We start from the raw sequence: 23,813 nt of genomic DNA, 5'->3' as shown, positions 1-23,813 counted from the left end.
TGTTAGGAGATATGTATGATTTCTAGGATAATTTTACAAAATTTTAAGCGTTATAAAAGAGTTGATTTTATTTGTAACTCAGAAGTTAACATTTTCGTTGGAGAGAATGGTGCAGGAAAGTCGACGTTATTGTATGCTGTTGGATTAGTGCTGAGTGGAAGTCATAGTCAGATTGAGAGAAGTAGTTTGGCTAGTATCATTAATCAAGAAGCGATTTTAGATTTTATGGGAACAAAGGATATCAATCAGCTTCCTGAGGCCTTTGTCGAAATTTATTTTGATGAATTATGTACTGAAATTTCCTCTAACTTCAATATTGAAGGAAAGCATAACTCTCAAAAAATCAAAGCTTTTGGACTTTCATTAAAAATAATTCCCGATCAAGATTATATATCTGAAATTACTTCTGTCTTAAATGATAGTAACTGGACAGTCTTTCCATTTGAGTTCTATAGAGTTGAATTTTTGACATTTTCAGGGAAACCCTACTCCTCGTACAATAAACCGTATAAGTTTCTACATTCGATAATAAATACCAGTCTTATTGATACACAACAAGAAATTCAAAAACGCATCCATGAGGTGTATTTAGAAAATATATCAGCTGAAAATAGAGCAAAAGTTAATCATCAATACAGGATAAATTCATTTAATTTTTTAAAGACTTTAAGGAAGGATGAACTGTTGAAGGAGAATGCTTCAGAATTCCAACTTCATTTTGACGAATCAGAAAATTCATTTAGAAATTCAGTATCAGCTGTAAAAAATGGTGTAGATATAAAAAATTTAGGGCAAGGAGAAAAAGTATTATTAGGTGTTGAAAATGCATACAGTCATCTCAAGGAAACGGTTAAAATACTACTTATTGAGGAACCTGAGAATCATTTGAGCTTCCAAAACCTCCAAAAATTAGTTAGAATGCTAAGTTCAAAAACAGGTGTTCAAGTTTTTATTGGGACTCATTCAAATATGATTGCTTCAAGATTGGGTGTAGACAATCTTCTTTTTTTAGATAATGGTCAGATATCTAAACTTAAAGGTTTGAAAAAAGATACTGTAAGATTTTTCAAAAAATCTACTAATCAAAATTTATTGAACTTCTCTCTAGGTAAGAAGATAATTCTTGTTGAGGGGAATGCTGAGTATATTTTAGTAGAGAAGTTTTTCGAAATACTCCACTCCAAAAAGCCTGAAGAATTTAATGTATCAATTATTTCTGTAGATGGATTAAGTTTTGAGAGGTATTTAGAAATTGCAACCAACTTTACTGATAAAAAAGTAGCAGTTATAACGGATAACGATGGTGATTATGAAAGTAAAGTACAGTCAAAATATAGTTCTTATCAACAATTCCAGAATATAAAAGTTTCCTCTGATTTAGATAATGCTAATCGAACATTTGAATTATGTATTTATAATAATAACAAGGATTTGTTAGATTCTTTTGGTTTAACTAAATCTAAAGATTTATTAGGATATATGCTTAGGGAGAAGGCTGAATTTGCATTGCGATTACTAGAAAAAATGGAAACTGATCATAGAAGTGACGAATTTATTATACCTGATTACATTAAAGAGGCGATTGAATGGATAATAAAAGATTAATTCATGCCGTTGCTGGAAGTGGCAAAACAACTAAAATAATTGAAAGTATTAATCCTCAAAAAAGAAATCTTATACTTACGTATACAGAGACGAACCAGAATACAATCAGAGAAAAGTTGATTGACAAGTTTGGATTCATCCCTGAGTCTACTTTTATTTTTGGTGTTTTTGAGTTTCTATATAGTTTTTGCTTAGTGCCATATTTAGGGAAACGACCAAAAGGAATAAATTTTGATTATGAGCCTCAATGGAAATTTGATAACACTACTATAGATAATACTGGAAGAATTGTTCAGAATCAACTTTCTAAATCTCTATTAAGGGGTTCATTAATTTATAAGAGGAAAGAGATTGGATTTGATAATTCATATTTGGATAGAATTGATAAATTTTTTGATTGTATTTATGTAGATGAGTGTCAGGATTTTGAATCAGATGATTTTGATTGGCTTTTAAGTTTAAGTAATCTTAATGCAGAAGTATTTTTATTTGGAGATTTTTATCAAAAAACCTTTAGTACTTCAAGGCGAGCTAATAAAGGAAAAGGGATCCATTCGAGTTTTGAGAATTGGTTAAAAGTTCTTTCTGATTCAGGATATGAAATTGATTTATCGAGTTTGTCAAAAAGTTATCGTTGTCCAAAAATAGTTTGTGACTTTATTGTTGATAAGTTAGCTATTGAAATTTTATCACATCGAGAAGAAAAGCTTTCTGCCGAAATTATTCTCATAGATTCAAAGGATAAAATAGAATCAATAATGACAAATGATAATGTTATGAAACTTTTTTATCAAAAATCTTATGAATATGATTGTAAAAGTCAGAATTGGGGGGATAGTAAAGGCTCTGAATATGACAATGTTTGTGTAGTATTAAATCCAACATCATACAAATTATTCGCAGCTGATCGCTTGAATGAACTTTCTTCACAAACCAAAAGTAAATTTTATGTTGCGTGTACACGTACGAGGGGAAACCTATATTTTGTAAATCAAAAAGATATCATAGATTATAAGAAGATAAAGTAAAGGAAATATTATGACAGAACAGTTTTTAAACATACCATTTGTAAGTTATTTTTTAACTACAAATAATCATGATAATCCAAATTTTATTGAGAGAGACACATTCTCCTATCGTTTTAATAGGAACATTGTGACTCATACTCAATCAAGGTATTTAGTTGCTCATATACCTAAAAGTTTTGAAGAGTTAGTTCTTCCTTGGCCTCTATCCTCATTTGTTGAAGAACCAAATTATATTACGGAATACATAAACATAGAGCTGTTAATTAAGAATACAGAGGGTATTATAGATTTAATTAAACAAACTCCTTTAGGCTGCGTTTTCATTCCTGAAGAATTAAAAGATCATCCTATTATTGAACAAATACAAGAAACAACACTACCTGTGATTTTTTTAACAGATGGAGTAGATATTCCTTTCAGCAAACTACAATTGATTGTTGAAAAAAATAGCATTAATGCTAGTCAGATATTAGATAATAAAGTTACAATCTCTGATAAAACAAAAATTGAGCCGATTAGCATACCTCATAAGTACTTTTTGCGACCTTTAGAGATTGCAATTAATCGTAATAGAGGTTTGTACCTATCTATATTTGAAAATAGGCAGGAACCAAAACCATTTGATAACCCAACAACAGAAGGAAAACTAGTGGCAGAGGAACAAGCGATAAGTGATTTGAAATATTATTTAAAGCTCCTAATTGCAGAAAAGTATATCATATATCTTGCAAAACATGAAAAAGGAATTGATTCTTTGATTGAAATTATAAGGAAATGGGATGATTCAATAGATACTGCAGATTTAGACTTGGATATTCTTGAAAAATATTTTTTGAATCTATCGGATTATTTTTTTAAGAGATTTGATGAAATATCTTATCGAACAGATATGGTTTTTGTTTTGCCGATGGTAAATAAAACAAGTGTTGATTTGGTAAATAGAGAGTTTCAGTTACGACTGTCTAAATCAGTTCTTCGGCAGATATATGATTTTTCAGGATATTATGGAATAGGAATTGGTAAAGATTTTGAAAAGATGCTACCAATAATTTCTGACAGAGCATCAGAAAACTCAATTTTAGATTCCTTATCCCTTAATTTTACTCTAGATACAAAATCTCCGTATGTGCGTTTGCCTAACTTACCCTCTAAAGATATTGCTTTATGCTATTCGCATATGTTTAAAAATATAAAGAATTCCAATTTATTAGAAATTGAAAAATTCAATAATAATTTCCATAAAATATCTGAGAAGTTAAAGTTATCATTAGATGATGGCTTTATTGATATTATTGTTAAACATGGAAAGCATATAAAATTCATTACAGATGCACCAATTGAATGGGTTAAATATAAAGATACTCCTTTGGGATTAATAAAATCCATCAGTAGATTGCCAATTATTCCTGGTAATACGCTAGTAAACTCAGCAAAAAATAATTTAAAAACAAAAATTCCAAAAGCTAATGTATCATTTTTAGTAATTAATAGTCTTAATGTATCTGACGAACTATATAATAATGGGAAAAAATTAGGGGAGTTATTGAAAGATTATTTTCCTAACCATTATGTTAATTACTATGAAGTTAGAAATAAAACGGATTTTATTCGTACAATGAATGAAAACCCTTCAACTTTTTTTATTTACTATGGGCACGGTAGTATGCCTGAAATTAGTAAAAATCAACCAGATCAGATTGGTAAACTTCATATTGGCGATGATGAAATTGATATGATTGAGTTAGAAAATAATTTAAAAGTTGTACCTGTTGTCACGATATTGGGAGCATGTCAGACTCAGGTATTGGATGCTCATTATTTAAACATTGGAAATATGTTTCTCGGGTTAGGAAGTCAGTCGGTATTAGCAACATATTTCCCGGTTGATGGTTTCTACACATTAAGTTTAATAGAGTCTGTTTTTAGACATCTAAAAAATTTTTTAGCCAATCAAGCGCCAGATTATATAAAAAACTGGTCTGATATTATTTTACAAGCTCGACGAACGCATTATATCATTGAACCAGTTAATACAATTATTGAATATTTAGATAAAAAGGGAGATAAAAATATAGTAGACCCAGAAATTTTGGCACAATATGCTATGAAATATTGTATAGAATCAAGCTGTAATGCTAACAACTCATATAGTTCTGTCATGGAGAAAAGTGTCATATATAGAGATGAAGCTTATAAAGAATATTTTAAAAACTATCCAGAATCGACTAGAATGTTAATCGATTATATTTTTAAACATAACTATGTCTTTCCAGAGGGTATAATATTTACATCTCTTGGTTCTCCAGAAAAAATCAAATTTGTATAGAGCCGTTTTATTGAGAGCATTCAGCTCTCTTTTTTACTCTCTATTCAACGCTGTGATATCTTTTCCAAATCTTCTCTGTTATCCTTATATCATTCCTAAAAATTTTAACTAGGGGTTTGGGGGCGAAGCAACCAAGTTATCTTATCGTTGGCTGTCAAAACTGGAAGATTTTGGTCGGTTGGCGATATGATTTTTGGGATATTGTGGACACAATATCTGAGCTCGCAAAGACCGAACAAGAAGTAAGTGAGGTCTATAGGAAGCGTACTGACAATGTGAGGTAGACTTACACTGTCAGACAAGTAGAATGTTGAAGGGATATCAGAATGGGACAAGAAATTAAGTCAATCCGAAAGCAATTTAGAATTACGAGACAAGAAGAAAAACAGATAAAAGAAATGATGAGGGAACAAAAAGTGGATAGTTTCTCAGAATTTCTTCGTCAAAATTTATTGAAAAAGAATTATCAGGATAGAATTTTTGAAAGTTGGTTCTCCCTTTGGCAGTCTCAAAAGTTTGAACAGATTAGTCGAGATGTGTATGAAGTTCTGGTTGTCGCAAGAGAAAATCATCAAGTGACTCAAGAGCACGTCTCAATCTTATTGACTTGCGTTCAAGAATTGATTGCAGAAGTGAATCAAGTGCAGCCACTCAGTCGTGAGTTCCGTGAAAAATATATGGGTTAGGAGGATGTAATGGTTTATCGCTATCGTACCAATCTCAAAAAAGTATTTCTAACTGATCCAGAATTACACCAATTGAATGAACGGATTGCTAAGAGCAATTGTCAAAATTTCTCAGTCTATGCCAGAAAAGTTTTGCTTAATCCCAATATGTCATTTGTCACGATTAACACGGATACCTATGAACAGTTAGTGTTTGAATTGAGACGGATTGGAAATAATATTAATCAAATTGCGCGCGCTATCAATCAGAGCCATCTGATTTCTCAGGAACAATTACAAGAATTGAGCAAGGGAGTTAGTGAGTTAATTACGGGAGTGGAGAAAGATTTTCAAGTTGAAGTGAATAGACTGAAGGAGTTTTATGGTAGTCACTAAACACTTTGCGACGCATGGTAAAAAATACCGTAGGCGTTTAATTAAGTATATTCTCAACCCTGATAAAACGGACAATTTGAAATTGGTATCTGATTTTGGCATGAGCAATTACTTGGACTTCCCTAGTCATGCAGAAATGGTAGAGATGTACAATGTCAACTTCACCAATAATGACAAGTTGTACGAATCCAGAAACGACCGACAAGAAAAACACCAACAAACTATTCATGCTCATCACCTCATTCAATCATTTTCTCCTGAAGATAATCTGACACCTGAAGAAATTAACCGCATTGGTTATGAGACCATGATGGAATTGACAGGAGGTCGTTTTAAGTTTATCGTAGCAACTCACGCAGACAAAAATCATGTTCATAATCACATCCTAATCAACGCTATTGACCGCAATTCAGATAAAAAATTGATATGGAACTATGCCTTAGAACGAAATCTCCGTATGATTTCAGACCGTATTTCTAAAGTGGCTGGGGCGAAAATTATTGAGAAGAGTTTTTCTTACCGTGACTATCAAAAATATAGGCAGTCTAGTCATAAATTTGAATTGAAACAACGTCTTTATTTTTTGTTGCAGCAATCTAAATCGTTTGATGATTTTTTAGAGAAAGCAAAGCAGTTGCATGTTCAGATTGATTTTAGTCAAAAGCATAGTCGATTCATGATGACGGATCGAGCAATGACAAAACCAATTCGAGGACGCCAACTCAGCAAACGAGATCTATATGATGAAGAATTATTTAGAATGCATTTTGCTAAGCAAGAGATTGAAAGTCGTTTAGAATTTTTGTTGAACCGTGTCAATTCTTTAGAAGATTTAATAACAAAAGCCAAAGAATTGAATCTAACCATTGACTTAAAACAAAAAAATGTAACTTTTATCCTGGAAGAAGAGAATCAAAAGATAAGTTTGGGTCATCAAAAAATAAGTGATAAGAAATTATATGACGTCAAATTTTTTCAAGATTATTTTAAAAATAAGGAAGTCGTTGCTTCAGAAGGATTAGAGAATTTAAAGGAACAGTACCATGCTTTCCAAGAAGAACGAGATAAGGATAAAGTATCCACTGAAGAGATTGAGGAAGCCTTTGAGACATTTACGGAAAAACGAGATACCGTTCGTGAATTTGAAGTGGAACTTGCAGAGAAGCAAATAGAGAAGCTAGTTGATGAGGGCATTTATATCAAAGTGTCTTTTGGTATTAAGCAGAGTGGTCTCATTTTCATTCCCAATTATCAATTAGATATTCTGGAAGAAGAGAATCAAACAAAATATAAAATCTTTATACGTGAGACAACTTCATACTTTGTATATAACAAAGAACATTCGGATAAGAATCAGTATGTCAAAGGACGAACCTTGATAAGACAGCTAACCAACGATAGTCGAGTAATACCATACAGAAGACCTACAGTTAAGAGTCTACAGGAAAAGATTACTGAGATTAACCTCTTCATTGAATTAACTGAAGCAGATAAGAAATACCAAGACATTAAAGACGAGTTAGTAAAAGAAATAGCAGAGATAGATATAAAACTAAATCAAATTAATGAAAAAATCGCCAACTTAAATAAGATGGCGGAAGTGCTTATCAATTTGAAGAGCGAGGATGTGAGCAGTCGAAAGCTTGCAAGACATGACTTTTCAAAACTGAACTTGACAGAATCAACTTCATTAGAACAAGTGACTGAAGAAATAAGAGCATTGCAAGAGGAACTAGGTCACCATATTGGTGAGTATGAGAGACTCATAAAAAGATTAGAAACATTTGTAAAAATGTTGAATACTGGTAAAGGCTTTAATCAAAAGTTTGATACGGAGATTTCATTACAGTAATAGAAATGCTGGCAATGTAACTATCTCGACATTTTAAATTTATTTTATAGATATTTAAGGACAAATAATATATTTATTATCGTCAATTTATAATGATAATGCTGAATTAATTCAGGCTACCAGAGAGAAAGGACAGCGAGTGAGTTGTCCATGCAGGACTTAACTTGTTCTGCCCATGAGGTCATTATCTTTGAGGTTGCCAATAATCTATTGTTTAGAGATGTCAAAAACGGTAAGAATATGCAAGACCTCATCGCAGCATTATTATTCTGTGGCGATTTTAAAATAAAAATAGAACTTATAAAATCTGTATAGAAAACAGTTGCCTTTTCAAGTTAATTAACAGTGTCTAAAGTTATAGTTGTTTGGAAGTATTCACCCAGTTGACTGGTGATAACCATATCACCATGATGCAAATCAACGATTTGCTTAGTAATTTTCAATCCTATACCACTTCTACGAACACCAGAAATATCAAAGCTAAATTCTTCAATTTTATTAATGTTGTTAAGTCTGTTGGGAGAGGCCCCTATTCCGTTATCGCGTACGGTAATTGAAAATGTATTATTTGATAGATGCTTAAGAATGATTTGAATATCGCATCCAGAAGGATTATGAAGCACAGAATTATAAATCAGATTATGAATAATTCTCGATATCAAAGATTTTTCGACGTACGTTTTTTGATTAAACAAACCGTCGTCAGAAGTGAATTCAAAATTGAAGTCATGCCAAATCTCTTGATTAATAATTTGGATAATAATCTCCTTAAAAAATGGAACGATGTATACAATTTCTCGATTTAATATCAGATTACCATTTGTTAATCGGGCAAATATATTTAAATCATTAAGAAGGTTTTGGATATAATGACTTTCAACTAGGGTAGGCTTTAGATACTTAAGTAATAGATCATTATCAGTTTTTTCAATCGCTAGGGATGTGTTTGATACAATTACTGAAAGTGGTGTTTTGATATCATGTGCAATTCCAGAAATCCAATTTTCCTTAAATTCTTCATTTTCACGAAGTTTTTGATTGGCTGAGTTAATAGCAAGTGTTAATTTATCTAGTTCCTGTACAGATTTAACTTGTGTGTTTCCTCCATTTGGTAGTTTTACAATTGCGTTAATAATCGGTTTAATATTTCGATTTAGGAAGGTAACACTGTAGATATATAAAAATAAACAGAACAATATGTTAGCAAAAATCATTGATACAATAATGATTGGAAAAATTTGAATTCGATTCAAATCAAAATAATTATTACCATAGCGAATAATACTATCTTTTGGAAATGCAATAATATAGATATCGTTATCATTGTCTTTTATTTGAGTAAATACAGGATAGTCTTTTAAGTAGAACCTAGAGAAACGAACAACATCTGCAAAATTAAATTGATTAGCTATATCTTTGGGTTTGTCAATATTGAATTTTTCTTTGCCACTGTTCTTATCAATAATCATCATCCATAAATTATTTTCATCAATTAATTGTTTGGCTATCGGACTGACAACATAATTTCCATTAGTTAAAACAATTTCAGACGACACTGTTTCGATGATGTTTGATGCAGATTGTTGGCTACGAATATAATTTGCTGCAGTAACTAAAAGTATTACATCAACTATGATGATAAAAATAAACGATAGAATAAACTTTAGTATATTTTTTTTGAAAACATTCATGGGTTATACCTTAAATTATCTAAATAACAAGTTTATATCCAAGTCCTTTGACAGTAATTAGGTGATTAGGCTTAGAGGGGGTAAGTTCTATCTTTTCTCGGATATTTCGAATATGTACCATTAGAGATTTCTCATATCCAAAGCTCTCAAGTCCCCAAATTGTATCACAAATTGTTTCAGTAGAGACTATGTAATTTTTATTAGCATATAATTTTCGAAGAACTTGAATTTCTGTAGGTGTTAGCGATAGATTTTGACCACTTTTCTTAACACTGGCATTGTTCAAGTCAATGATACAGTCAGTTAGTTCAATGAGTTCAGATTCATCTTTATAAGCTCTTCTTAACAGTGCAATAATACGATACGTTAAAGATTTAGGTAAGAAGGGCTTTGTAACGTAGTCGTCTCCTCCCGAATCAAGTCCTCTAATTTCATCGTCAGGATTATTTTTAGCAGTCAAAAATAGAATTGGAATATCTGAGATTTTTCTCACATATTGAGAGAGTAAATAGCCTTCTCCGTCTGGGAGCATGACATCTAAAATAATTAGATCAATATGGGATACCGAAAAAACATCAATTCCTTCACTAATACTATAAGCGCGACTAATATTTTTAAAACCACGACTCACAAGTACCTCTTTAATTGATTCACTTAACGCTGTATCATCATCCACAATCAATATGTGTTTATTTAATAATTGTGCTTCAAAACTCATGTTTTCACCTCCAAAAGTTTACTTAATTATACCATAAATAAAGCTATTAGATAAAAGGTGAACATTTCATATTCGATAATCTTAAAGATAAATTTATGTTTTCTTTATCCAAGCTTTAAGATGCCATTGTAAGATAAACTTGTAACAAAGAAGATATCTAGATTGCCGATATTTAAAATAGAAAGAGGTAAATACTATGAAAAAAGAATATGAACTAATGAACACAATTCAGGAAATAAGTCTTGAAGAGTTAGACCAAATTATTGGTGCGGGTAAGAACGGGGTATTTAAAACCATTTCACATGAATGTCACATGAATTCGTTCCAATTCTTCTTTACATGTTGTTCATAAAGATTTTATAGAAAAGAGGTAGCTGTCATGAAAAAAGAATATGAACTAATGAATACGATTCAGGAAGTAAGTCTTGATGAATTAGAGCAAATTATTGGTGCTGGAAAGAATGGAGTATTTAAAACTATTTCGCATGAATGTCACATGAATTCATTCCAATTCTTCTTTACATGTTGCTCATAATATTGTGCGATTAGGTATCTTTGAAGTTACTCAAAAGAGGGTATTCCTCTTAAAAATTACAGACAGACCCAAGAACTATTTGAGGTTTGTCTTTTCTTTTGTCTATTCTGTAGATATAGTGAGAATGTATAGTTTTTGAATAAAGCTTGGAGTCAGGGGGAGAATTCGCTAAAAAATAGAAAAGGATAGATAAAGTAGTTCTTGATTTTTACTAATTTATAGTGAATGAGAGGATATGAATTGGTAGATATTAGATACAGTACTCTTTTTGATTTGTATAGATTATAAATTTATTTTAAATTAATTTTTTCTTAAAGTTATCTTTAAGTAACAGTATTAAAATCATCGTATAGGGAACATAATTATTAAGTGCCTAATATAAGAAAGAGGTTAAATGTTATGAGAATTAATAAAGAAATGTGTTGTGAGGCAGTAAATGTATTGCAAGAGATTCAAATTGATGAATTAGATATACTTTTAGGAGGCGGCAAGGGGCACGGTGTTAATACAATTTCTGCAGAATGTCGTTGGAACAGTTTACAAGCCATTTTTACATGTTGTTAGTCGCGGGAGGATAGTAGTATGAATGAAAAAGAAATTCTATATAGCCAATTTGACAGCTTTCCAAAAGTATTTATTGAAAAATATTTTCCAGAATTACTACTAGAGAATAGTGATATTATCAAAGATATTGAGAAAAAAATTTCTGATTATTACAGACCAACGCTAATCTATTTAATCAATGAAAAAAGAATTGAAGAAAGCTTGGTAGGTTCCTCATCGGAGATACGTTATGATTATTTTAATAATGTCCTATGTAAGAAAGGAATAATATTAGATGAAATTGAGCAACGTTTCTCGGATATAAATCATCGTGTTATACTCAGCATCCAGAAATACTTAGACTTAATGGAATATGTGAAAAATAGATTTATTGAAGATTTTTCAGAATTAGTAGATCAAGATTACATTAGTAGTAACTCCCTAATTCCTAATATAGATGCTATTAAGCTTAAAGTGACAGGAGATATTCATAACGGTAACGGGGTGTGTATTGTAACTTATCAGGAGCAAAAAGTTGTTTTTAAAAAGAAATCATCTAAACCAAATCTTCTTTTGAATCTTTTAGATGCTAGAGTTAGTGCTTATTTGGGCAAAAAAATCCATTTTATTCCTCAATTTTTGGATAAAGAAGAATATTTTTGGGAAAAATTTATAATTAGCAGACCATTAAATTCAAAAAAAGAAGCCGAAGAGTTTTATCGTAGAGTAGGTTACCTATTAGCATATTCCTATATTCTAAATATCTCAGACTTACACTTTGAAAATTTGATATCTGCAAATATTACTCCAACTCTTGTAGATGTTGAAACAATCTTCTCTATAACACCTTTTGACACGATAGCGAACAACGAAGCGACCTTCCAAATTATAGAGAACAGTAGAAATTCAGTACTTTCAACAGGTCTTCTTCCCATTGCTGAAGCAGATAAGATTTTCGGTGGAGATACTAGTGGAGTTCTTGGTGGAACTCTTATTGGCGAAGCTAAGATTGTTGTGAATTATAATCGAGATGATGTGCATGTTGAGAAGAAAAAATATCAGATTAAAAATCAAGATCATTTGCCTTATTTTCTTAATTCTATGGGAGAGAAAAATTATCTTAATGCGGCAGAATATATTGATTTCATTAAAGAAGGATTCAGAGAATTAGGTTATTTTTTTGTGAAGGAAAAGAAATATCTTGAAAAACTTTACTTGACTCATAGTGATATTCAAACTCGAATTTTGTTTCGGAATACTAGAGACTATAGTCTAATTCGACAACTACTTATTTCGCCAGTATACTGTAATCAATCACAGATACTATTTGAAAAAATGGCTAATAAATTACATGAGTATGATAGTCATACATTAGTCCAATCAGAGGAGAAGCAGTTATTAAATATGGATATTCCTTATTTTTATGTGAATATTAATAGTTGTAACATTAGAGATGGAGAGACAATTATTTGGAAACTAGGGACTTCTGCGTTAAGTGTAGTGATTAAAAAGCTAGAGAATCTAAATGAGGAGTTAATTGAAGAACAAATTAATTTAATAGAATTCTCAATAAAAACTACACAAGCATTGTATAGTACAGAACTTCAAGAGGAGTATCGAAAATATGAACGCCCCAGTAATGATGAAGAGGTATTATACACAGGAATTAATACGTTGGTTGATATTATTTTGAATGATGAGAGATATTCCTTCGGAGATAATAGTACAAACTGGCTCACTTTGAAAGTTACAGATTATGATGCCTTTGAATTAGTTCCAATGGATGATTCAGTGTACGAAGGGTTGGCTGGCATAGGTATTGCTTTATCTGAAGCTTATGACTTAGTTGATTCTTTGAGACAAAAAAAAATTATTGCTTGCTTGAAACGAATTTTTTCTACTTTATTAAATTCTTATTCTAAAATACAAAACACATCCTATTTCGTTGGGAAATTAGGCATTATCTCGGCTATTTTTAGAATTGGTTTAATTACAGACCAGAAACTCCCAAGCTATATGTCAGATATTATAGATAGTTATTGTTTAAACATAGATGTATCTCAAGCAGACTTTTTATCAAGTTTCCCAAATGAAATTACTGCGTTTAGAAATACAGATACTACGATAGAAAATCTATCTCAATCGCTTAATAAACTTAAAGAGCTAGGTATTTATGATGAAAATTACATTTGTTGGAACCGATTAGAAGTGAATAATGTTAGTCTTGCACATGGGAATTTGGGTGTTGAGATAGCATTGCTTTTGTTGGCTGGTCAATTGAGAAGCACTGATGCCTTAGATTTATTTAACAAGGCTAGAAATTTTGATAATCGCCAGAAGATTGATAAGGGGTGGGTTGATAAAAGGAATAACGAGACAAGTGCAAATTGGTGCCACGGTTCGACGGGAGTATTAGTTGCAAGGTTAGCACAGCTACAATTAGATGATAGATATAAGATTTTATCCGATTCTGAGTGTGAAGAATTGAAGAAGGATGTGGAACATGCGGCAGAACAAATTGTTGAAATTGGTTTTGATATGACTAATTTTTCCCTTTGTCACGGAACTAGTGGAAATTTACTGGCTCTTAGTTATTATATGAATTATTTGGGAAATGACGAGTCCAAAAAATTCAAAAGCATTTTAGATAGAGAATATAAAAAATTGCATGCATTTGGTTTAGAAAAAGGTTGGATGTGTAGTTTTAATACAAAGTATAATGTCTATGGTCTAATGACAGGAATTCCAGGTGTTCTATTTTCTACAGCAAAATATTTAAAAGAAGACAGTTCGCTTGACATTCTTATTCCTAATTTATAAGGGATAGAGAGGAAGAAGTACGATGAAGATTATTTTACAAAACAATGAAGAAGATTGTCTTTTGGCCTGTTATACTATGTTGTTGAACGACTTAGGGCACAGAGTTCCACTATATGAAGTTTATGATAGAGATTCATTGCCAGCAGATGGGCTAAGTGTATCTTATCTGTTGACTCTAAATGATAGATTTGGAGTAACCATAAATGCCTATCATGCCTCAATTGACGAGTTACTAAAAGTCTATCAAAAAACTAAGCAAAGAATGATTATCCATTGGAATAATGATCATTTTGTGGTTCTTGAAAAAATTACATCTGAGCAAGTTTTAATTGTAGATCCAGCTATTGGACAAGTAAGATACCGTAAAAGTGAGTTTATGGAGCATTATTCCGAAACAATGATTATGGTAAACAAAGGTAGTGATTTTAAATCACAAAAATACAACTCAATCTTTTGGAAGTATTTCAAGAAAACTCTTCAAATGAAACCAATTGCGTTATTTATGCTATCTTTGCTATTTATCCAAACAAGTGTATTATTGTTTTCAATAATTTTGCGACAAATGCTAGCAGATGATTTCAAGTTTAGTGTTAGTTTACTTTTATTAGGTATCGTTCTTATTTTTCAATTGTTAGGATATTTCATCAAAAATGGTGCTTTAGATAGATATAATAAAGATTTTGATGATTATTATAGTAGGGAATTATTTGGAAGGCTGTTACAAAAGCCATTGTTATATTTTCGAAATCATCTAAGTGGGGGAATTTCTGAAAAAATTAATTTTAAATCGACATTAAGAGATAATGTTACATTAAAAATTATTCCGTCATTTATAAGTCTTATTTCTGTTATTGTAATTTTTATCTATTTAATAACTATTTCAGTAAAATTAACCTTGATTTTAGTCGTAATGATTGCTATATATAGTGTGTTTTCTATAGTGCTATATTATAAGCAAAATGAATATAATCAGACCTATCTACAATATCTAATTGATTTCAATTCTGAACTACAGACTGATTTGGAGGATATAGACTATATTAAGATAATGAGGAAAGAAGATAATGTCTTCAATTCTTGGATGACAGTTAACAATCAAGTTACAACTAAATATTCGCAAATATTGAAAATTGAAAATTTGTCTCAACTGCTTGGAACTATATTTAACTACATTAGTTTATCATCAATAATAGTTATAGCAGTTTATTATAATGATTACATTAAGGTCTCGCTCCCGGATTTACTTGTATATCAGACTAGTATTTCAATATTGATTTCTGCAATTGAACAGGTAAAAGGAGCTGTTTTTGAAATACTTCGATTAGGGGTTTATGCTGAAAAACAAAGTGATTTGTTAAAAGATACGTTACCAATTACTGTACCGAGTGAAGACTCAAAGGATTATCTAATTCAAACTAATAAATTGAATTTTTCGTATGGCAGCAAACCAATCTATGATGATGTGAATCTGACAATTAAAAAAGGAGAAAAAATCGCTATTGTCGGGAAGTCGGGTAGTGGAAAATCTACACTATTGTTATTATTAGCGGGAATGCTACGCTATAGTGGTTCTCTAAAATACGGAATTAAGGAGTTTGAGAATTACCTGAGTGTAGTATTGCAAAACATGACGTTAAGAAAAGGAAGTATTTTAGAAAATTTGGAATGGATATCTGATGACTTATCTCCACTTTATCAGATATTGAATGATACGACAGCTGATGAGGTTATTTCTCAGTTGCCAAATAAAATACATTCTAAGCTATTGAAGCAGGGGAAGAATCTATCAGGTGGGCAGATTCAAAAATTACTTATTGCTAAATCTTTGATAAAAAAAGATGGAATTATTTTTTGGGATGAAGCTTTTAGTAATTTGGATGAACATAGTAAAAATAGAATCTATGAGAATGTACTACGAAGTACTAGATATTCAGATAAAACAATGTTGATGGTTAGTCATCATTTAGACATTGTTAATTTTGTTGATTACATCATTTTCATTGATAGTGAAACGGGGGAAGTAATCAAAGATAGCCATGAGAACCTTATGAAAAGGAATTCAAACTACGAGAACTTTATTCGTTCGAAAGTTTAAGGGAAAATTTCCTCTTTCTTAATGTTACCTTTAACTGGCAGAGATATAATTTATAGTATAAACAAGAGAAGGGAAAGTCTTTAAGACCAAGACTTACGAGAGGTAATATAGGAATGAAAAATATTATTGAATTACGTAAATTGTCAAAAGTTTACAAAGATGTTACTACGGTAGACTTAGAAAAAATCACAGTCCGAGAGGGAGAAATCTACGGTTTTCTTGGACCAAACGGTGCAGGAAAGACAACAACTATGAAAATGGTACTGTCTTTAGTAACGCCTACTTCTGGAGAGATTTTAGTTCATGGTCAGAACATCAAAAAAGATAAGACTTATTTAAACCAAATCGGTTCAATGATTGAAGAGCCCTCCTACTATCCTAATTTGACAGGTTATGAAAATCTACTTGTTTTTCAAAAAATGGTAGGATTTAAGGAAAGTAATATTTATCCGACTTTGGAGTTGGTAGGTTTGGCCGAAGAAAAGAATAGAAAAAAACTTGTTAAAGATTATTCTCTCGGTATGAAGCAAAGACTGGCACTTGCTTTCGCATTGGTGAAGAAACCGCGAATTCTATTGCTTGACGAACCAACCAATGGTCTTGATCCAGCTGGTATTCATGAAATTCGTGAATTGATTGTGAAGTTGGCGAAAGAAGAAGGGCTAACAGTATTTATTTCTAGTCATATCCTTCCGGAGATTGAGCATATTGCAGACAGAGTAGGGATTATTAATCACGGGCGCCTTGTTTATGAAGGAGAAATTGAAGCAATTAAATCTAACACATGGATTGAGATTGGTGGAGATTTTTCACAGAACAACATTGTTCAAAGTTTGATTGAGTTCGGTTCGGTAGAAGTATTGGACGCATCCGCAAGTCATATCAAATTAAGCAATATTAATAATGATAAACTAGCTGATATGATCAGTTATTTAACGGAAAATGGATATCGAATTTTTCGGGTAGTTAGAGAAAGTGAGACACTAGAGGACATTTTCTTAGATTTAACAAAGGAGGTATAAAATGTCAGGTATTTACATTGAATGGTTAAAAAGCAGGCGAACAAAATCTTTTTCCATAGTTGCTATCTTAATAGTCGTTGCTACGCTTTGGAATATCGCTACATTCTCATCTGCATTTTCACATCCAGAGTTAAAAACTGTAGGAACACTTTTTAGCAATCAAAATGTCAATCTTCTTATGTTTCCCATTGCAGTCTGTGTATTTGCAGCTCGCATTGTTGGAAATGAGCGTGAGGGGCAAACATTTAGGTTACAAGCTGCAAACGGTCAACATTTTCTAACTATTTTTAATCACAAACTCCTATTTATGATGATTTTCTTTAGCATCATGTCGGTAGTAGAAGTTACTGCTATTTATTTTTTTGGAAAACAGGTAGGTATCTCAATTCCCTTCTCAATTATTGGACTTCAGTTTGTTGGACAACTACTTGCAATATTTTCTCTGATTTGTATCTATTTAACCCTAGCAATGCTCTTGGAAAGGCAAGGTATATTATTAGCGTTAGGTCTGTTAGGTGGTTTTTTGGGAATTGTTTTAAACCCAAGAAGCAATGGTTTTGGTAGTTTACTCAATCCTATAACAGGTTTCGGTAGTTTAGCACCTTATAAGTACCAGTTCCTTGGAAATGGAGTATTTACATATATTTTTGACGAACAACTACTATGGAAACTAGTAGTTTATGTATTCTATTGTGCATTATTATATGGTTTGGCTAATATCATTTTGAAAAAGAGAGGAAACTAAGATGGGAAGTTATTTTTTAGCAGAATGGAAAAAAACGCGAAAGACTCAACTTTTATTGATCGGAATTGCCTTTCTGATTTTTTCTAGTTTTATTGGACTGGGAATCTATTTTGCTAGTCGAGAGGTATTAGTTGATGGGACGCAATCCCTTGTTTTATGGGGGCAGTTGACTTTTTATAACAGCACCTTGCTCTATCCCCCTATGCTAGCTATCATTACAGGACTGTTGATTATGCCTGAGTTTGAAAGGAAAACTCTTGATATGTTGAAGGTGAATCAAGTATCAATGGGGAAATTGTATTTTGGGAAATTGCTATGTAGTTTCATCATAATTTTGCCAGTTCAATTAATTCTGTTCCTTATTTTTATTATAGCAACTAAGGTTGATGGAATTACGTTAGATCTGAGTTTGCAAACTTATTTCAAATGGTTGTTCTTAGCAGTTCTAGCATCTTTTCCAATAATTACTCTTCAATCCTATGTAACTGTAAAAACTAGAAATTTCAGTAAAAGTGTGGGATTAGCAACTATTGGGAGCATGTTTAATTTTGTCCTCATCTTTATTAATGAAGACTTAACAAAATTTTTTCCATATTCTCAACCGATGATTGCGCTTCGTAGTCGGTCACTAGCGGATATGTCATTAAACGATATGATTATCTTTCTAGCAGTGAATATATTTTATAGTTTTGTTTTTTATAAATTTACTGTAGGGGCTTTGGAAAAAAGATAAACAATATTGATATATAGTGCACTATTTAAAATTGAGTATCATCAGTCAGAAAAATTGAATTAAAGCTATATAGGTTATTCTGTGTAAAATGTAGATGTAGATGTAGATCTATATTTATATTCTAATTAATAATCTTCTTATGCCAATTTGGTATAAAATCTAAGATTCGTTCAAAACTTAACTATAATTTTCTTAGAAGTAAACGAATGTATAGGCGTGTCAGGGATCTTAGAGAAGATTATGATTATACGCAAGAGTATCTTGCTAAATATTTATCATGTAGTCAGTCGGCATATTCTAAAATCGAATCTGGTCAACGCCAGATTTCGATTGATTACTTGATTAAACTCTCAAGTGAGGAACTCCTAACAGCCTACAAGGAGGTCAAAGAGAAACATGACCAGATTCAGGAGTTTGAAGTTGTCCTAGCCGAGTATCATATTGATAAGGTGGTTAAGGAAGGTCTTTTCATCAAGATGAATTACGGCGTCAAAAAAGACGGCTTGGAGCTATTCAAATCTTCAGTCTAGTGTTTACGAACACTCAGCAACTGCTAACGGGGCATTCTCAGGCTGGCAATCACCTGGAGTAGAAGCACATGTTTCTAAATTCATTGGAACTGTACAGCTGAATGTTACTGGAATTGTAGGTAAGTACTTATGACATACAAAAACATATTATTAGGTAAAATGAGATACTTAATCCTGTTTTTGATTGCCATCCAGAGTGTCTTACTTGCTCTGGTAGCAATTTTTTTAGCAGGTTTACAGTATCAGCAGTCATGGCAGAGTTATAATCATCATTCCGGGACCGTAACAGTTTATCTTCAGAAGTTAACAGAAGAGCAATCACAAGATGTATTTAATTATTTTTTAGAACAGAGTGACTTGTCCATATGGACAAAACGTTCTGAAAGTAGTGATACAGGAGAAGGTCTAAATAGGATTTATATAGACATCCTTGGTAGCTCTGCTGGTTTTTCAGATTTTGAAAGTACGGGTAAAATAGTTGTATCACAACAACAATTTGCAAATTTATTATCTCATAGTGATAATAGTATGACTATTGGACTTGACAAAGGCTCAAATAATATGCTTTACGAGCTTCCAGATTTATTATTTAGCACGCCTGTAGTCATTGAACGATTAGATTATACTTTCCAAAACACTAATATGATTAATGGGATATACCATATCAATGGTCTCCACGATGCTGTCTCAAGAGATAACTTTCTGTTGCATCTTTCAAAGAGGTCAGGTATTTCTGTTGAGGATTTGACAAAAGAAAGTTTTGGAAGTAGTACTGATCAGGGAATTTGGGGAATAATACTTGCTATCAGCATCTTAGTAAATGCCTTCATTTTACTGATTCTATTCTTAATCTGTGTTCTTCAATCCTTTAAACATTTCGGAACATTGATTCTTTTAGGATGGGATAGAAAAGAATTATGGTCTGCTTTTTTCAAAAATTCTCTACTATTTTCAATCTACATTATTCCAATTATCTCTTTATGTAGTTGGTTGTTGTCAGGCTGGTCTAGTTTTGGTTTATCATCGTTTATTCTAGTTTTTGCTGGAGTCAGCCTCTCAGTCTTGTTGCTACTATTGATATTCATTATTCCAACGATTATTGTTTATTCGGTTTCTCCATTAGCCGCAATTCATAAACGATTACCAATGAAGCCTTTAATGGTAACATGCTTGTTATTCTATACCTTGGTAGCTGGTTTGTTAATCGCAGTCAGTTACTCTTTAGATGCTCCAATGAATCAGTTTATTGATAATATGAAAGTATCTAGAGAGTGGAAGAATGTTGAAGATATGTACGTTATATCCAGCTTTGTTGAGGGAGATGATGTAGGTACATATGCAGGAACTACAAATTCCCTTGAGCGCAGTATGTATAACTTTTACCAGCGTATATCTGAGCTTCCAGGTGTCTATATTGCCCAAGGAAAATTTCTTAATCAGGAGTACCTTGATGCAGTCTATGGGACATACCAGCATGTCCCTAAAAAACCATTTTGGTATTTGAAATTCTCCTATAATTACCTGCAAGACCTAGGTATTCCCCTAAGTGATGAAGAGTTGCTAGAGATGAGGAATGGTACTCGACTTTATCTTCTACCTAACACGCTCAATACAGAAGAACTTGAGGTGATGAAGGCGTATTTACAGGAAAGTGTCACTGTAAAACCGGGGGATTTACAAACTAATTTCACAGAAAATCAGAAATTTATGTTCAAGGTTTACCAACCGTCTCGACCAATATTTACTTGGTCAGATTCCATTTCTTATGGTACAACTAGTGAGAATCCAGTTATTTTTATCTCAACACCAGAGAATTTATATTTCATGGAGTCGGCAAACTTAGTTGTCAGTGGCTATAATGGTCTTTTGAAGATTCGTGATAGGGAAACGATGGAACAGGTAGTGTCCGTTTTAGAAACAGAATTTCCAGATTTAACGGATAATCGGTTGAGTTTTACAACTGTCAAGAACTTTATCAATGGTCTTCAAAAAGATCTGAGTTATACATTTTATCTTTTCGGCACAATCATAGCGATTATCATCATTACGATGATGGCTATTTTCTGGAGTTTTGTCTTAATGTACCGCTTGTTATTTGAAGAAAAATTGTATGTCCAATACTTTATAGGATTCTCACCATGGAAAAGATATATTGGTGTGCTTTCTCTCATTATTAGTTTTTCTGTGATGGAACTAATCGTTTCTATCTTGGTGGGTTCTAAGTTGGGAATAGTCATGACACTAGCTACATTTGCTTTTCAGATAATGCTTCTTTATTTCAGTTTGTTCCGTAAAGAAGGAGAGAGTATCATACAATCATTTAAGGAGTAATCTCATGTCTAGAATTTCAGTACAAAATGTATCAAAACAATTTGGTTCAAGAGAAATTTTCAAAGACTTAAGCTTTGATATTGAGGAAAATGAATTTGTAGCTTTAGTAGGACCTTCTGGTTCTGGAAAATCGACTATCCTCAATATGATTGGACTATTGGATGCTGTTGACAGTGGTAAAATCCTAATCAACGGAAAAGTTTTGCCTAAGGTAAATTCGCAATCAGCAGTTCATTATCGAAGGAATGTCATCAACTATCTTTTTCAATCCAATGCACTCATTTCTACATCTAGTGTGAAAGATAACCTGATGCTTGCCATGACTTTTTCGAATTTCTCTAGACAGGAGAAAGAGCAGAGAATCAAGGAAACGCTAGAATTTGTTGGTCTACAAAATCGGTTAAATAGTAAAATCAATGAATTATCGGGAGGTGAACAGCAGAGAATTGCGATTGTGAGAGCTATTTTAAAGCCCGGAGATATTGTCCTAGCAGATGAACCAACCGGATCATTAGATCCTGAAATGTCTCAAAAAGCATTCGATTTGATTCGAACTTTGAGAGATCAATTTGGTAAAACAATTTTGGTTGTTACGCATAACATGGAGCAAGCACGGCAATGTGATAGGATCATTTCACTGGAGTCGGTTCTTGTAAATTAACTCAACCATTATTAGCACTTGATACGGTTACTTTTGATTATGGAATATCGAAGGTGGAGAGTTCAAACATGAAAAAATTTACATACGATGTTATAAAACAGCCAAATTTGTCTAATCGTTTGGAGTTAAAAACACATGTACTGGTTGAAAATCATATTGATGATGTCATTTGTCTGCATATCATTGCTAGTAATAAATTATTAGATATGGTTATTTTGAACCCATTTCAAAAGAACACTATATTTATTCCATGTTATTTTGAGGAAGATATTGTGAAAGTCAAAGATGATTATGAAGTTGAGTGGGCTTTGTTAGAATTTCAAAAATTTAGAGCATTTTCGGCTTAGTAATATGTGTTGAAGACTCAAAATCTATGGTAAAAAGTAGCTTTGAAAACGTATTACCTCCAAAGATTTAGTTAAATAATGATTTAACACAAAAAGAAATTATTGAAGTTCTGGAAAGATGTTGTTTCAGTATAGAAATAAGTCTTGAAAAACTGGATTTGAAGAATTATTTTGATTATATTGTTTCGGATGACAATTGCTATTGAAGATTCGTACTCAGGGATACAGGGTTCAACTAGTGCTGGTATTGCTACTATTGGATATTACGATAACCGATTGCCTTTATTTAATACTAAGGCAAATTGTAAGGCTGGAAGTATGCAAGAAGTATTGAACGTAATTCAATCACAAGATGAGTTTTAAAACGTCTAGACGTACTTAGAAAAATAAAAAAAGCGATATAGCAATTTGCTATATCGCTTTTTTTATTTTTCTAAAAACAGCAGTAAAAATACATAATTTTTCACTCTTAATAGTGAAGTCTAAAAATTGAGAGAGTTTTATGAAAAATCGTTCACCGCCATTTCCTACCTTATCAAATTTATATAAGGAGGAATAAAATAGTGTATTTTATCTATGTGAATGGGTTAAAAGTCCCTGTTTCCAGAGAAGTTCTTGTATGATTAATTTGTGAACATTTTCCTATAATTTTGTAATATTTTTGAGACTATAATATATTAGATAAACATGTCTTTTGTGTTTCACTTTATTTTACAATAAGACTAATTTTTGAAAGTCAGTAATTTTAAATAGTTGATAAAATATTTGCTCTCAGACGGTTAATAGATATGCTTATGAGAAGTGTTTAATAAATTAATTTTAGTTCAAAATGTCCAGTTTGGACACTTTGAAAGATTTCTTAGTTTTATATATTATACTTTTCTCAGGAGAAAGCTAGATGTACAGACGTTTGAGAGATTTGAGGGAAGATCACGATTTGACCCAAAAACAAATAGCTAAAATACTTTCGTTTACAAACTCAGCTTATGCTAAAATTGAACGGGGTGAGCATGCCTTGACGGCAGATGTATTGGTAACTCTCTCAAACTTTTACGATGTCAGTACAGACTATCTATTGGGATTGATAGATTTTCCTGATAAAATTCGCTTTAGAAAATAATCTCCTCAATTGCATAGAGTGTGAAAATGAGGAGATTTTTTATTTGTTCT

General features: G+C 31.9%; 21 protein-coding genes and 1 pseudogene. 20 read left to right on the top strand and 2 right to left on the bottom strand.

The annotated features are described in order from the left end of the window. The first annotated feature begins 15 nt into the window (after nucleotides 1-15). From PAN07_RS12240 to PAN07_RS12215, 6 genes are all read left to right on the top strand, one after another. Nucleotides 16-1,605, top strand: a complete 1,590-nt coding sequence (locus PAN07_RS12240) for a TOPRIM nucleotidyl transferase/hydrolase domain-containing protein (protein ID WP_094753326.1) — start codon at nucleotides 16-18, stop codon at nucleotides 1,603-1,605. Beyond that, nucleotides 1,587-2,633, top strand: a complete 1,047-nt coding sequence (locus tag PAN07_RS12235) for an RNA helicase (RefSeq protein ID WP_094753325.1) — start codon at nucleotides 1,587-1,589, stop codon at nucleotides 2,631-2,633. Before PAN07_RS12240 ends, PAN07_RS12235 begins: the two co-directional genes overlap by 19 nt. 10 nt (nucleotides 2,634-2,643) lie before the next feature. Further along, complete coding sequence (locus PAN07_RS12230; protein ID WP_094753324.1) at nucleotides 2,644-4,959, top strand: hypothetical protein; 2,316 nt, start codon at nucleotides 2,644-2,646, stop codon at nucleotides 4,957-4,959. 326 nt (nucleotides 4,960-5,285) lie between these two features. Beyond that, nucleotides 5,286-5,645, top strand: a complete 360-nt coding sequence (locus PAN07_RS12225) for an SAG1252 family conjugative relaxosome accessory protein (protein ID WP_048787830.1) — start codon at nucleotides 5,286-5,288, stop codon at nucleotides 5,643-5,645. A 9-nt stretch (nucleotides 5,646-5,654) separates the two neighbouring features. After that, complete coding sequence (locus PAN07_RS12220; protein ID WP_061864610.1) at nucleotides 5,655-6,020, top strand: plasmid mobilization relaxosome protein MobC; 366 nt, start codon at nucleotides 5,655-5,657, stop codon at nucleotides 6,018-6,020. Next, the gene (locus tag PAN07_RS12215) at nucleotides 6,007-7,872 is read left to right on the top strand and encodes an SAG1250 family conjugative relaxase (protein ID WP_269797993.1); all 1,866 of its coding nucleotides are present in this window, start codon (nucleotides 6,007-6,009) and stop codon (nucleotides 7,870-7,872) included. The genes PAN07_RS12220 and PAN07_RS12215 overlap by 14 nt, the downstream gene beginning before the upstream one ends. Before the next feature lie 335 nt (nucleotides 7,873-8,207). Here the strand turns inward: PAN07_RS12215 and PAN07_RS12210 are convergent, their stop codons facing one another. Beyond that, entirely contained in the window at nucleotides 8,208-9,563 is a 1,356-nt protein-coding gene (locus PAN07_RS12210) for a HAMP domain-containing sensor histidine kinase (protein ID WP_078238648.1), read from the bottom strand. 19 nt (nucleotides 9,564-9,582) lie between these two features. Next, nucleotides 9,583-10,281, bottom strand: a complete 699-nt coding sequence (locus PAN07_RS12205) for a response regulator transcription factor (protein ID WP_024056647.1) — start codon at nucleotides 10,279-10,281, stop codon at nucleotides 9,583-9,585. Between the two features lie 196 nt (nucleotides 10,282-10,477). On the opposite strand from PAN07_RS12205, the gene PAN07_RS12200 reads away from it, so the two are divergent. From PAN07_RS12200 to PAN07_RS12135, 14 genes and pseudogenes are all read left to right on the top strand, one after another. Next, the gene (locus PAN07_RS12200) at nucleotides 10,478-10,633 is read left to right on the top strand and encodes a lacticin 481 family lantibiotic (protein WP_033685037.1); all 156 of its coding nucleotides are present in this window, start codon (nucleotides 10,478-10,480) and stop codon (nucleotides 10,631-10,633) included. A gap of 27 nt (nucleotides 10,634-10,660) precedes the next feature. Next, nucleotides 10,661-10,816 carry a lacticin 481 family lantibiotic gene (locus PAN07_RS12195; RefSeq protein ID WP_033685035.1) on the top strand — a complete coding sequence of 52 codons (156 nt, stop codon included), beginning with the start codon at nucleotides 10,661-10,663 and terminating at the stop codon, nucleotides 10,814-10,816. Nucleotides 10,817-11,215: 399 nt separating this feature from the next. Next, a complete protein-coding gene (locus tag PAN07_RS12190) occupies nucleotides 11,216-11,380 on the top strand; it encodes a lacticin 481 family lantibiotic (RefSeq protein WP_080713125.1) in 165 nt (54 codons plus the stop codon). 18 nt (nucleotides 11,381-11,398) lie between these two features. Next, on the top strand, nucleotides 11,399-14,179 hold the full coding sequence (locus PAN07_RS12185) for a type 2 lanthipeptide synthetase LanM family protein (RefSeq protein ID WP_269797992.1): 2,781 nt from the start codon (nucleotides 11,399-11,401) through the stop codon (nucleotides 14,177-14,179). A 22-nt stretch (nucleotides 14,180-14,201) separates the two neighbouring features. Beyond that, on the top strand, nucleotides 14,202-16,274 hold the full coding sequence (locus tag PAN07_RS12180; protein WP_033685033.1) for a cysteine peptidase family C39 domain-containing protein: 2,073 nt from the start codon (nucleotides 14,202-14,204) through the stop codon (nucleotides 16,272-16,274). Between the two features lie 113 nt (nucleotides 16,275-16,387). Continuing rightward, nucleotides 16,388-17,296: an ABC transporter ATP-binding protein gene (locus tag PAN07_RS12175; protein ID WP_024056645.1), complete on the top strand. Its 909-nt coding sequence runs from the start codon at nucleotides 16,388-16,390 to the stop codon at nucleotides 17,294-17,296. Between the two features lies 1 nt (nucleotide 17,297). Then, entirely contained in the window at nucleotides 17,298-18,041 is a 744-nt protein-coding gene (locus PAN07_RS12170) for an ABC transporter permease (protein WP_033685031.1), read from the top strand. A 1-nt stretch (nucleotide 18,042) separates the two neighbouring features. After that, complete coding sequence (locus PAN07_RS12165; RefSeq protein WP_024056643.1) at nucleotides 18,043-18,774, top strand: ABC transporter permease; 732 nt, start codon at nucleotides 18,043-18,045, stop codon at nucleotides 18,772-18,774. Between the two features lie 206 nt (nucleotides 18,775-18,980). After that, nucleotides 18,981-19,127 (top strand): annotated as a pseudogene (locus PAN07_RS12160) (helix-turn-helix transcriptional regulator); the annotation flags it as partial. Between the two features lie 306 nt (nucleotides 19,128-19,433). Further along, nucleotides 19,434-21,635 carry an ABC transporter permease gene (locus tag PAN07_RS12155; protein ID WP_125448199.1) on the top strand — a complete coding sequence of 734 codons (2,202 nt, stop codon included), beginning with the start codon at nucleotides 19,434-19,436 and terminating at the stop codon, nucleotides 21,633-21,635. A gap of 4 nt (nucleotides 21,636-21,639) precedes the next feature. Further along, on the top strand, nucleotides 21,640-22,296 hold the full coding sequence (locus PAN07_RS12150) for an ATP-binding cassette domain-containing protein (protein WP_000087001.1): 657 nt from the start codon (nucleotides 21,640-21,642) through the stop codon (nucleotides 22,294-22,296). 68 nt (nucleotides 22,297-22,364) lie between these two features. Further along, a complete protein-coding gene (locus tag PAN07_RS12145) occupies nucleotides 22,365-22,643 on the top strand; it encodes a competence protein ComA (RefSeq protein WP_125448200.1) in 279 nt (92 codons plus the stop codon). 189 nt (nucleotides 22,644-22,832) lie between these two features. Continuing rightward, nucleotides 22,833-23,006: a hypothetical protein gene (locus PAN07_RS12140; protein ID WP_265471006.1), complete on the top strand. Its 174-nt coding sequence runs from the start codon at nucleotides 22,833-22,835 to the stop codon at nucleotides 23,004-23,006. Nucleotides 23,007-23,541: 535 nt separating this feature from the next. Continuing rightward, complete coding sequence (locus tag PAN07_RS12135; RefSeq protein ID WP_115904254.1) at nucleotides 23,542-23,763, top strand: helix-turn-helix transcriptional regulator; 222 nt, start codon at nucleotides 23,542-23,544, stop codon at nucleotides 23,761-23,763. Nucleotides 23,764-23,813 lie beyond the last annotated feature (50 nt).

The sequence above is a fragment of the Streptococcus sp. SM5 genome (assembly GCF_027497975.1).
This window is presented reverse-complemented; position numbering and strand designations above follow the sequence as displayed.